Below are 12,385 nucleotides of genomic sequence, written 5' to 3' on the forward strand. Positions count from 1 at the left end.
GCTTATGTCTCGAGTGTCTAGGCGCTGGAGCTAGACAGACTTTCGTTTATACTTTTTTTACTCTTAAAAAAAAAGATAGATCAGCATTCACGCTGATCTATCTTATATTTTTATGAAACGGATGTTTGATGTCCTGTCTTATCTGATTTATTTCTGGTAAATTGGATTGCAGTAATAATCCCAAAAATGACAAGTCCCACAAGTGAGAATATTAAATCTGGGTATATCAGCAATAATCCTCCTAGCAATAAAAATATACGTTCTAACCAGTTTACTGTAATAATAAAATAGCCAATCATACCGGAACTTATACTCATCATTCCAAGCATGGCAGTAATCACAGCAATTGATACATTCGTGACATTTGCATCACCTTGCAAGAGAAGAATCGGCTGTGACATAAACATGTATGGAATGATAAATGCAGCAATGGCTAATTTAACTGCAGTAACCCCCGTTTTCATTGGATTCGCACCAGCTATTCCCGCTCCTGCAAAAGCTGCCAGACATACGGGTGGAGTAATATCAGCCACAATACCGAAGTAAAACACAAACATGTGAACCGCTATTACCGGGACATCAAATGCTAATAATGCTGGTGCTGCCATTGTTGCTGTAACAACATAATTTGCAGTTGTAGGTAATCCCATTCCTAATATAATACATGCAATCATGGTGAAAAACATTACAAGGAAAAATTGGCCTTGTGCAAGCTCAATAATTCCGCCTGCAATTTTTGGGCCGAGTCCAGTAGTAGTTACTGTACCTGCAATTATACCCGCAGTCGCACAGGCTGCGATAACAGGTAATGCAGTCCTGGCTCCCTCTTCCAACAACTTAATAATTCCCTTAAAAGATAGGCGTGTATCTTTTCGAAAGAAACTAATAACAAGTGCAGCCCCAATTGCAAAAAGTGCTGCAAATGTTGGCGTATAACCTACAAGAAGAAATCCAATGATGATAATAAGCGGTATAAACAAGTCCAATCGTTTTACAAGGTTTTTCATTTTAGGGAGCTGATCTTTTTTAAGACCTAAAATCCCCTGTTTACGAGCTTCAAAATGTGTCCCCATAAATACCCCTGCAAAATAAAGAACTGCTGGAATAATCGCAATAACAATTATTTCGTTATATGGAACACCTGTGTAGGAGGCCATAATAAATGCAGCCGCCCCCATAATTGGTGGCATAATTTGGCCACCTGTGGATGCTGTCGCTTCAGTAGCAGCCGCAAAGTGGGGTTTAAATCCTGCCCTTTTCATCATTGGAATGGTAAATGAACCTGATCCCACTGTATTTGCCACAGAGCTTCCACTTACCATACCCTGCAAACCACTTGCCGCAACAGCTGCTTTGGCAGTACCACCTGTATATTTCCCAGTTAACCTAAGTGCAATATCATTGAAAAATTGCCCAATATTGGTTTTAACTAACATAACTCCGAAGAATAGGAACAAATAAATGTATGTGGATGAAATTTGGATAGGTGTACCAAATATGGAGCTTGAGCTAAAAAACATTTCAGTAGCAAGCGATGGCCAGTCATATCCGGCATGCCCGATTACTGGAATATACTGACCAAGTAATCCATACAAGAGGGCTGCTATTGCAATAATAACAATTGGTAGTCCAACAACTCGTCTTGTCGCTTCTAAAAGTAAAATAATACCTGCTGTAGCAACAAATTGGTCTGTATAAGTGAAGCCGAAAATAATGGCTTCATTGATCAATCTGTCATAGCTATAGATAATATAATAATTTGTAGATAATGCCGCCAATGCAAGTAGGGCATCATACCACGGAACACCTCTTCGTTTCGTCATGGAAGATTTGATTGGATAAAGTAAATATACCAAGCCTAAACCTGCCCCGAGATGGATTGCTCCTTGAATAATCGAAACATATGACCCATAAAAGGCCGTGTAGAGCTGGAAAATGGTTAATGCCCCACCAACGATAAGTGTCACCCAACCCCATGGTCCCAAATTGGTGCGGTAGGCACTTTCTTTATCATATTTTGCCATCAATTCGTCTTTGTCAATTTGTCCAGTATCTTGTGTAACCAATGATTAAACCTCCGTTCGATCTATCTATGTAGTGAGGAGAAAGAACCGGACATAACCGTCCGGTTCTTTCTAAATTCTTTATTCAATAATTCCTGCTTCTTTAAAGTACTTCTCAGTTCCTGGATGAAGTGGTAGATCGCCTACACCTTTCATCGCATTCTCTTTTGTAATCAGTTTAGCCTGTGCAATTGTCATATCACCTGATTTTTCATATAACGTTTTGGTTAGTTTATATGCAAGATCTTCACTAACTTGTTCCGTTGAACCAAGGAGTAACGCCATTGCAGTTACAGTTTGTACCGGCTCTTGCTGCCATTCATAAGTACCAGGTTCAACTGTATATGCTTCATATTGGCTATTATCCGTTACTTCTTTTAATGCATCGCCTTCGATATCAAGGAATTTCACTTCATTAGTAGCTGCTGCTAACTCATCAGTTGTAGAAGATGGTACACCTACAACTGCAAATGAAGCATCAATTGTACCGTTTTGTAATTTACTTTTCGCATCGCCAAAGCCTTCTTCATAAGCTTCAAAGTCACCTTCTTCAATGCCATACGCTCTAAGTACTAATTCAGCCGCTTCACGTGTTGCTCCACCTGGAGGCCCAATTGCAACCTTTTTACCCTTTAAATCTTCAATCGTTTCAATTCCAGTTGAATCAAGCGTTACAACTTGCAAAGCTTCTGGATAAAGGGAACCGATTACTGCAACATTATCAGTTGTTTTCCCTTCAAATTCACCTGTTTCATCAATAGCATTAATCATAGTAGTATTTTGTGCGATTCCTAATTGGAAATCACCTGACTGGATTTTTGCAATGTTTTCTACAGATGCACCAGATTCTACTGAACTCACATCAAAGCCTTCAACGTCGATGTTATCTGTCCATAGATTAGCCATCTCTCCACCTAACGGATAGTACACACCACCAACACTTCCAGTTCCCATGGTAAGATTTGTTGTAGCCTCTGCCTCTTCTCCTCCACCGTCACTGCTTCCGCCATTTCCACTATCGCCACACGCACTTAAGATCATGCCGATAGCAAGAATTATCACAAATGAAAATATACTTCTTTTCTTCAAAATAAAGCCCCCTTAATAGTTTAATTATCTAATACACAGAATTACATACTATGTTTTAGATTTTTGACCACGTTTCCATTAAAATGATAACGTTTTAATATGTATTTTACCTTGATTCTTATAATACTACAAGTTTTAAAATATTCGATTCCCTTATTGTATGCTAGGTAGTAGGCTCTTTAGTATTATATGGAAAAAGAAAGAACACTATATAGTGCCTATCTAACTTCTTAAAACAAACTTTTCTTGCGACAAATTCGAAAATCGTGCATGATCCTACGTTTAAGAAAAGCCCAGGGCGCCTTGAAAGACACGACAAGCATAAGCAGAGCGGGTTTCCTCGCGCGAAAGCGAACTGCTTATGTCTCGAGTGTCTAGGCGCTGGAGCTAGACAGACTTTCGTTTATACTTTATTTACAATTGAAAAAGGCACGCCTTTTGACTTGTATATGTACGGTTGCTATTATTTTTACAAGGAGGTCGAGTCAAATGACCATTTATGAATACTCTGCAAAAACACTTATGGGTGAAGAAAAATCACTAAAAGATTACGAGGGCAAAGCCGTTCTAATTGTCAATACTGCAAGCGAATGTGGTTTCACACCCCAGTTTGAGGGGTTACAGGAACTATACAATGAATATAAGGACCAAGGGCTTGACATACTTGGTTTCCCATGTAACCAATTTAATAATCAGGATCCTGGTTCTGATAATGAAATATCCGATTTCTGCCAGCGGAATTATGGTGTTACCTTTCAAATGTTTAGTAAAGTCCATGTTAAAGGCGATGATGCTCATCCATTATTCCAATTTCTTACAAAAGAAGCCCCAGGAATGTTGACCAAGCAAATTAAATGGAACTTCACCAAATTCCTAATTGATAAAAATGGTAAGGTAATCGATCGTTTTGCACCACAAACAAAACCAGAAAGTATTAAGAGCGATATTGAAAAAGCATTAAACGGTTAAGAAAAGCTCAGAGTGCCTCGAAAGACACGACAAGCATAAGCAGAGCGGTGCAGTATAGGTGCTTTGCCCACGCGGAAGCGAACTGCTTATGTAAAAAATGGGGATTCAATTCACTTATGAATTGAATCCCCATTTTAATTTTTAAGAGCAAAGAAAGTATAAAATTTTGGCGATTAACTGTCTAGCTCCAGCGCCTAGACACTCTGAATTAGTAGAGAAAGGAATGCAATTTGTATTCCTTTCAATTATATTTTTGCACCCATGATTCGACTCTTAGTAAGCCTTTGCCCAGTAAACTAATTCTTTAGCTTCTTTCCCACAGCATACACATGTGTCTGAAATCTTTTCTTGTTCAAAAGGAATACAACGTGATGTTGCTTGTGTATCTTCCTTTATTTTTTCCTCGCATGCTTGATCGCCACACCACATTGCTTTAATGAATCCTGTTTTTTCATCAAGCGTTTGTTTGAATTCCTGCAAAGTAGTTGCAACCGATGTTTTTTCTGTACGGTGCTGAAGTGCTTTATCAAACAGACTTTGTTGAATCTCATCTATTAAAGCAGCCACCCGATCTTCCAACCCGTTTAATGGAACGAATTCTTTCTCTCCCGTGTCACGACGAACGATTACTGCTTGTTCATTTTCAATATCCTTTGGTCCAATTTCGATTCGAATTGGTACACCCTTCATTTCATGCTCGTTAAACTTCCATCCAGGAGACTTGTCACTAGCGTCAATATCCACACGTGCAACCTGTTTCAATTGATCACGCAAGTCATATGCTTTATCTAACACGCCTTCTTTATGTTGTGCGATTGGGACAATCATCACTTGTGTTGGTGCAATGCGTGGCGGTATAACCAGTCCACGATTATCGCCATGTACCATAATCAAACCACCCATGATGCGTGTGGAAAGACCCCAAGATGTTTGATGCACATACTGACTTTCACCCTTTTTATCTAAAAACGTAATATCAAAAGCTTCTGCAAACCCTGTACCGAAATGGTGAGAGGTTCCAGACTGCAATGCTCTTCCATCATGCATTAAACTTTCAATCGTCAATGTATAATTCGCACCTGCAAATTTTTCTTTATCTGTTTTGCGTCCTTTAAGTACAGGTATTGCTAAGTAGTTTTCAACAACATCCGAATAAACCCCGAGCATTCTTTCTGTTTCTGCTGATGCATCCTCATTCGTCTCATGTGCTGTATGTCCCTCTTGCCAATGAAATTCAGATGAACGCAAGAACGGACGTGTTGTTTTTTCCCAGCGTACAACATTTGCCCATTGATTATACAGCATTGGCAAGTCACGATAAGAATGAATATTTTTGGAATAAAAATCGCAGAAAAGTGCTTCCGAGGTTGGACGAACAGCTATTCGTTCGGTTAATTCTTCGTCTCCTCCATGTGTTACCCAAGCCACTTCCGGCGCAAATCCTTCGACATGATCTTTCTCCTTCTGAAGAAGGCCTTCAGGAATAAATAATGGAAAAGCGACATTGGAATGACCTGTATCCTTTATTTTCTTATCCAGCTCATTGCGAATATTTTCCCATATTGCATATCCATATGGCTTAATAATCATCGTCCCTCGCACTAGTCCATAGTCCACCAAATCTGCTTGCTTCACCACATCGGTATACCACTTTGCAAAATCATCCTCCATTGCCGTTACCTTTTCAACAAACTGTTTATTCTTTTTACCCATCAAAAGCCCTCCTTAAATAAATGTAAACACAAAAAATCCTCCATCCGATAAAGGGACCGAGGTTTGGTGGTACCACCCTTGTTTACAAGGTTACTAAACCTTGTACACTTAGCTTGATAACGGTTATGAACCGCGCGCATCTTAGAGCATTAACGCTTTTCTGATGGCGAACTTAAAGGCAGGTTCTAATTTGTGTCTTTAGGAATTCACACCACTCATTCCCTCTCTTTAAAAAACGAATCAAATTATACTAATCCTTATCTACGTTTCGTATATTATAATTTTTAATATATAACCATGTGAAAGTAAAGTCAAGTTCAATTACCCTATAGCTCGTTCGTATTTTGAAAATAATGTTCCACCCATATCATGTAATCCGACAAATGTGAATCCAACATCCTTATAAAAGCGGTTTAAAACTTGGTTATGACCGACACAATCTAACCGCAATGAGCCCTTTTTTGAAGTGATGTTGTCCATCATCCACAAAACCAAGTCTTTTCCTACCTGCTTATTATGTTGATCTCGTGCAACAACTAATCGATGCAGGTATACAAACTGACCATCATTATTACCCCATAATTCGAAATCCCAGTCATTTTGTTCAGATGATAGATTAAAGGATGCAATTAATTTACCAGTAACATCTTCTACAACAAAAGTAGTTCCCTTCAAAATTGCCACTTCTATCTCATGATTTTCTTTTCCGCTATGTAGGTAACTCCATTGGTCTATCCCGTTTTCTTTTAACCAGCCTGCTGCATCCGAAAGTATTTTAATTACCAAAGAAGCATCATCCTTAGTCGCTTGACGAACACGAAAGTCTGAGAATATTCTTGATGTGAAAATTGGCCCCATATAATTTCCTCCTGTGGCTATAAGTTTATTCTATTTTACAAGATTTCAACTACAAGGTATAGTGTTGCCAACTTAATTCCACTGAAGTGGATCCTCGGTCTTAAGGCTGAGACAAAAACGTTCTGAAGGTCGTTATAACTGTTTGCTTCATCCGATAAGATGAAGGTATAAATTAAAGCATATCGCAAGGGGCGCTGCACATGAATATTTTAAAAAACAAAAACTTTTTATTTTTACTATTAGGGAGAATCGTAACAAATATTGGAGATAGTATTTATTACGTAGCAGCGATGTGGCTTGTTTATGATCTCGGCGGAAACGCCTTTTATTCCGGGTTAGCTGGATTTTTGACATTGTTACCTGTTGCTTTACAATTTATAACTGGACCATTTGTTGATCGTTGGCCAGTTAAACGAACCCTCATCATTACGCAAGTTTTGCAGTCAATCTTAATTCTGATTATACCAATCACCTATTATTTTGATGTACTTACCGTTCAGATTGTGCTAATCGTTATGCCTATTGTTGCATTTATCGAGCAGTTCGCTTATCCATCTCAGTCTAAGGCATTACCAATTGTTTTGACAAAAAAAGAGCTGGTAAAAGGAAATTCCTATTTCTCATTTGCTTACCAAGGAATCGATATGGTTTTTAACGCTCTTTCAGGATTATTAATTGCCTTTGTTGGAGCGATTTCACTCTATATTGCTGATTCCATAACTTTTGCTGTAGCTGCTATTTTGTTCACATTATTAAAAATACCACATGTAACAGAAGAGACCATTACAAAGAAAAAAGGAATCAAGCAAGGATTTCGAACGTATTTTCATGAGTTAAAAGAAGGATTTTCGATTGTATTCGGTTCATTGATGGCTACTTTCCTGATTGGCTCCATTGTTGCAAACTTTGCAATTGGTGGTGCGCTAGCCGTTCTTCCTGCTTTTGCGGACGAGAGTGGCGGTGCGGAAATCTATGGATTTTACCTAGCCTCTATGTCCACTGGAGGATTAATTGGAGCGCTGTTTGCGGGTTGGATGGGTAAATTTCGTGTTGGCCGTTTCAGCATAGTCGCTTTTCTAATCGGTGCAATATGCTGGGTTCTATCAGCCTTACTCCCATGGACATACATAGCTGTAGTGTTATACGGAATTGCTTGGATCCCGATTGGAGGTACAAACGTTATTTTTGCTGCTACTATTCAATCCGTTGTTCCTAACCGTATATTAGGAAGGATTAACTCTGTTTCGATGAGCATGAGCGCTGCAGCCATGCCTATTGGATCATTGGCAGGAGGATATTTCGCAACCGTAACAAGTCCAACATTAATCTTTTCCTTAACTGGGGTCGGGATTATCTTTATATCCATTGTATGGTCCCTACATCCCAGATTAAGAAATTTACCAAGAGCTGAAGAGATGTCCCCAGAATCATTTGGCTTAGATTTCGCTAAAGACAATACGGAACAAGCAAAAGGTTAGGTGGACCTTAAAACTTGTTGATAAAAAGTATCAATCACACCTTTGGTACCAACTAGGTATCGTGCAACCACCAACTGAATTGTTCATTTTCCTTGTATTACGCGAATTGAGAGCCAGAGTGCCGAATCAGCTGTATACTGCTGCCTTATTATTCGCTCAATTAAGAAGAAGTGTACATTCCGCCGTTAATATGAATTGTTTGTCCAGTCATATAAGTCGATTCATCTGATGCAAGCAGCACATAAGCACCCGCAAGTTCAGATGGCTGTCCAGGTCTACCTAACGGTGTGTCTGTGCCGAATTTTGCCACTTCATTGGCTTTGAAGGTTGACGGAATTAGCGGTGTCCAAATCGGACCAGGAGCGACGGTGTTAACACGAATATTTTCTGGAGCAAGCGATTTGGCTATACTTCTGGCAAACGCGGTAATAGCTCCTTTTGTCGCCGTATAATCAATCAATGTTTCATTGCCAACGTGTGCATTAATGGAAGAGGTGAAGATGATTGTGTCCCCACTTTGTAAATGCGGAATCGCTGCTTTTGTCATGTAAAAGAACGAAAAAATATTCGTACGAAACGTTTCTTCCCACTGTTCATCGCTAATATCAAGCAAGCTCTTTTGCGGGTATTGTACAGCAGCGTTATTGACAAGGATATTTAAACCGCCAAGTGATTCAACTGTTTGGCTAACCGCTCGCTTACAAACTTCTACATCCTTTACGTCACCTGGGATTAAGAGACATTGTACACCTTCCAATTCTACGCATCGCTTTGTTTCTTCAGCGTCGCTATCTTCTTCCAGATAACTAATTGCTACATGAGCACCTTCCTTAGCGTAAGCAATGGCAACTGCACGTCCAATCCCACTATCTCCACCACTTATTAGAGCAACCTTTCCTTTCAATTTACCAGCACCAACATATTCCTTTCCCGTCTGATTAGGCAGTGGTTTCATTTCATCCTCTAAACCGGGTTGCTTTGGCTGTGTTTGGGCGGGTTGTCCACCAGTTTGTAAATTGCGCATATCCATTATTCATTCCTCCTTTTAGTGCGTGTTCAAAAAGTCGGCAAATTAGAAACAAGAAGTTCGAGGCGGCGTAGTTTTGAGGATCGGAATGTAGGCTATTCCTACATGAGAACCGGAAAAACAAGCCAACGAAGAAATTCGCCGTTTATCATTTGGTGACTTTTTGAACATCCTCTTTTAAGGATATATTCCCCACTGGGAAAAATTTTATGTCAGTGTATTATACCCGGAATAGAAAAAAGCCAGGAGAACCTCCTAGCTTTCGTTGTGCTAATATCAGAACCTTAATCAGATACTATAATCGAATATGCTTCGCCTTGTGTACGCTGTGCAGCATGATAGGTAGGCCCCACCAATTCCGTATACGAAAAGCCATAAGCAATTGCGGAAGTTACAAAACTTTTGGCCCGTTCAACTGCCGCACGTATAGCTTTGCTTTTTGCCAGTTCCGCAGCAATCGCAGCAGAATAAGTACATCCAGCTCCACTCGTATGGACAGTATCAATCCTTGGTGCTTCATATGTGGTAAATCTAGAACCATCATACAGTACATCTATGGCAGGACCTTTTAATCGCCCACCTTTGACTAATACATATTTTGGACCTAATTTATGTAAATCCATGGCTGCTTGTTTCAGGTCATCAACACTTGTTAAAGCTCGTCCATCTAACAAAAAAGACGCCTCAGGCATATTTGGTGTAATAATTGTTGCGAGTGGCAATAACCGCTTCTTCAAGGCTTCAATTGCATCATCCTCTACTAGTTTTGAATCAAGCTTTCCAACCATTACTGGATCGATTACAATGTGTGCAACATCTGAGCCGCTAATAATTTCCGCTGTCTTTTCAATCACTTCTTTTGAAAAGAGCATTCCTGTTTTAAGCGCGTCGACCCCAACTTGTTCAATTGCTGTTACGTATTGTGCCTCGATAGCTTCAATTGTTTGCGGATGAACGTTTTTCATTGTTTCTGGATGTCTTGCAACAATCGCTGTTACCACGCTCATCCCATATACATCCAATTCTTGAAATGTTTTTAAGTCTGCTTGGATTCCAGCACTCCCACCAGCTGCGGAACCAGCAATGGTTAATACTCTAGGTGGTTTGATCATCATACAAAATCCTTTCTTCTAGAGAATGTGCAAAAAGTCACCACAGGATGAATGCGACTTTTAGAACACGCACTTCTACTTAAAAAATAACAACAAATACAAACCATACAATCATAATAACTTGTATGACAACTTTCGCAACTGCACCGCTCAAGAACCCGATAAGGGAACCAATAGATGCACGGAAAGCCTCCTTTATTGTGCGCTTTTGAATCATTTCAACAATAAGTACTGTCACAAAGGGTATAATTAATATACCAAAAGGTGGAATGATAAATGACCCAATAATTACTGCTACACCAGCAGCGCGTTCTCCCCATTTACTTCCACCGAATTTTTTCACAAAATAGCTGTTTGCAATGATATCAGAAACAATGAGTATCGCAGTTAAAATAACCATACTGACCCAAAAGATGACGCCTAGTTCATCATGACTGATACCAAAGTGATACAAAAGAAACCCGATCCAAAGAACGAGTGGCGAGGGGATAATTGGATAAATGATCCCAACAAAACTCAAAATAAACAACACAATAATCGCAATCCAAATAAGTATATCTATCATAATTACCTCCATTAATAATGTCTACACTGTTTTTTTATTAGAAAACTCGGCTTATTGCCAAGCTTTAATGGCGAAAGCTCTAATTGGACTTGTACTGATATCCACTTAAAATTTATGCTTTCTTATCAGTGCGAAAAAGACTTGATAGCTTCGTTTCCTCTTTTGCAAAAATCCTTTTATAATTCTCTTTATGCATAATCAAACTTAATACAAATAAAACAAACGCAGTAATTCCTGGTGTCATTCCGAAAAAAGCAAATGATGTCACAACAAATGCTATGTACATGAGAAGTACGCCAATTACCAAATAATCTGTAACCAGTGTAAAAAGAAATAAAGCTGCTATACAAATTACTGCGACTCTCCAATCAATTGCCAGGAAGGCACCAACTAACGAGGCGGTCCCCTTTCCGCCTCTAAAATTCATGGTAATCGGATAGTTATGGCCGATTACAATAAATAATGTATTAATATACACGAAAATAATAGTAGTTTCACCCGTGATACCACTATCAGTTAGAATAAATAACAAAAATAATATCGAGATTGTCGCTTTAAAGACATCAATCAATGCTACTATTATGCCATATTTCCAGCCTAATAATATGGTTGTATTTGATGCACCTGAATTCTTTACGCCAGTTTTCTTGATATCGACCTTTTTAAACTTTCCCACTAATTGTGACCCGTGAATACATCCAAACAAATAACCGATTATTATACTTAGAATGTAAAGCATCTTCTCCCTCCCCTCTATAATACTATAATCGCAGCTTCAACTGTTTTTTTTGAAACAACATTTATTACGAGAGCTAATTGGTAAAGGTTTCATTAGTTAAACTCCCGATTTACAAATGAAAGTAAATTGATATGCCTTTCGCACTTTTGGTATGATACGGGTATATGAATTATTAAGGGGAACTATATGACTTGAAAAAAATAAACAAAGACATCCTAACATGGATGATCATCATAGCGTTTTTTGCAGCAGTTATTTTTCTATATAACAAGGTAAATCATCATTATGTCGATTTAGGTGAAGACGCGTCTCCGCCAATGAAACTTCATCCTGTTGTAGAAAAAAAGAAGGATAAGTTACTAGAACAAACTGCGTCCATCGGAATTGATGTCGTGATTACAGAAAAGTGGCGCTCCATTGCTCGGCAAAATAAATTATATGCACAAGGTAGAACAAACAATGGACACATTGTCACACACGCAGAGGGTGGGGAATCTTATCATAATTACGGATTAGCAATTGATTACGCCTTACGAAATGAGAATGATACAGTCATTTGGAACATAACCTATGACGGAAATAATAACGGTGAAAAAGATTGGTTTGAAGTAGCAGAAATCGCAAAAAATCTTGGGTTTGAATGGGGTGGTGACTGGCTTAACTTTAAAGACTATCCACATTTACAGATGGACTTCGGTTTAAGTATTAGTCAGCTAAAAAGAGGTTTACGCCCAAATATTGAAGAAATACAAGAAGAATAGGACAAACAAAT

Annotated in this window: 11 protein-coding genes and 1 other annotated feature; of the genes, 3 read left to right on the forward strand and 8 right to left on the reverse strand. The window is 38.9% G+C overall.

Annotated features, from left to right (window positions below; translation table 11 throughout):
- Positions 1-110 precede the first annotated feature (110 nt).
- Both AC3G7N_RS16645 and AC3G7N_RS16650 read right to left on the reverse strand, forming a co-directional pair.
- The gene (locus AC3G7N_RS16645) at positions 111-2,024 is read right to left on the reverse strand and encodes a TRAP transporter permease (protein ID WP_489423334.1); all 1,914 of its coding nucleotides are present in this window, start codon (positions 2,022-2,024) and stop codon (positions 111-113) included.
- A gap of 120 nt (positions 2,025-2,144) precedes the next feature.
- Positions 2,145-3,152: a TAXI family TRAP transporter solute-binding subunit gene (locus tag AC3G7N_RS16650; RefSeq protein ID WP_489423293.1), complete on the reverse strand. Its 1,008-nt coding sequence runs from the start codon at positions 3,150-3,152 to the stop codon at positions 2,145-2,147.
- 489 nt (positions 3,153-3,641) lie between these two features.
- Here AC3G7N_RS16650 and AC3G7N_RS16655 point away from each other — a divergent pair, with 489 nt between their 5' ends.
- Positions 3,642-4,121 carry a glutathione peroxidase gene (locus tag AC3G7N_RS16655; protein ID WP_489423294.1) on the forward strand — a complete coding sequence of 160 codons (480 nt, stop codon included), beginning with the start codon at positions 3,642-3,644 and terminating at the stop codon, positions 4,119-4,121.
- A 273-nt stretch (positions 4,122-4,394) separates the two neighbouring features.
- On the opposite strand, the gene proS is transcribed toward AC3G7N_RS16655, so the two are convergent.
- Together proS and AC3G7N_RS16665 are read right to left on the reverse strand one after the other, a co-directional pair.
- A complete protein-coding gene (gene proS, locus AC3G7N_RS16660) occupies positions 4,395-5,834 on the reverse strand; it encodes a proline--tRNA ligase (protein WP_489423295.1) in 1,440 nt (479 codons plus the stop codon).
- A 48-nt stretch (positions 5,835-5,882) separates the two neighbouring features.
- Positions 5,883-6,107: a binding site (T-box leader), on the reverse strand.
- Positions 6,108-6,155: 48 nt separating this feature from the next.
- Positions 6,156-6,692 carry a GNAT family N-acetyltransferase gene (locus AC3G7N_RS16665; RefSeq protein ID WP_489423296.1) on the reverse strand — a complete coding sequence of 179 codons (537 nt, stop codon included), beginning with the start codon at positions 6,690-6,692 and terminating at the stop codon, positions 6,156-6,158.
- Positions 6,693-6,892: 200 nt separating this feature from the next.
- On the opposite strand from AC3G7N_RS16665, the gene AC3G7N_RS16670 reads away from it, so the two are divergent.
- Positions 6,893-8,170 (forward strand): MFS transporter, encoded by a 1,278-nt coding sequence (locus AC3G7N_RS16670; RefSeq protein ID WP_489423297.1) that lies wholly within the window; start codon positions 6,893-6,895, stop codon positions 8,168-8,170.
- A gap of 160 nt (positions 8,171-8,330) precedes the next feature.
- Here the strand turns inward: AC3G7N_RS16670 and AC3G7N_RS16675 are convergent, their stop codons facing one another.
- The 4 genes from AC3G7N_RS16675 to AC3G7N_RS16690 all read right to left on the reverse strand — a co-directional run bounded on the left by AC3G7N_RS16675 (position 8,331) and on the right by AC3G7N_RS16690 (position 11,613).
- Positions 8,331-9,200, reverse strand: coding sequence for an SDR family oxidoreductase (locus tag AC3G7N_RS16675; protein ID WP_489423298.1), 870 nt, complete (start codon positions 9,198-9,200; stop codon positions 8,331-8,333).
- 281 nt (positions 9,201-9,481) lie between these two features.
- Positions 9,482-10,309, reverse strand: a complete 828-nt coding sequence (thiD, locus tag AC3G7N_RS16680; protein WP_489423335.1) for a bifunctional hydroxymethylpyrimidine kinase/phosphomethylpyrimidine kinase — start codon at positions 10,307-10,309, stop codon at positions 9,482-9,484.
- Between the two features lie 79 nt (positions 10,310-10,388).
- Positions 10,389-10,874 carry a DUF456 domain-containing protein gene (locus AC3G7N_RS16685; protein ID WP_489423299.1) on the reverse strand — a complete coding sequence of 162 codons (486 nt, stop codon included), beginning with the start codon at positions 10,872-10,874 and terminating at the stop codon, positions 10,389-10,391.
- Between the two features lie 112 nt (positions 10,875-10,986).
- On the reverse strand, positions 10,987-11,613 hold the full coding sequence (locus AC3G7N_RS16690) for a glycerol-3-phosphate acyltransferase (RefSeq protein WP_489423300.1): 627 nt from the start codon (positions 11,611-11,613) through the stop codon (positions 10,987-10,989).
- A gap of 191 nt (positions 11,614-11,804) precedes the next feature.
- On the opposite strand from AC3G7N_RS16690, the gene AC3G7N_RS16695 reads away from it, so the two are divergent.
- Positions 11,805-12,374 carry a M15 family metallopeptidase gene (locus tag AC3G7N_RS16695; RefSeq protein ID WP_489423301.1) on the forward strand — a complete coding sequence of 190 codons (570 nt, stop codon included), beginning with the start codon at positions 11,805-11,807 and terminating at the stop codon, positions 12,372-12,374.
- The last annotated feature ends 11 nt before the right edge of the window (positions 12,375-12,385 follow it).

Source organism: Virgibacillus carmonensis (assembly GCF_057836705.1).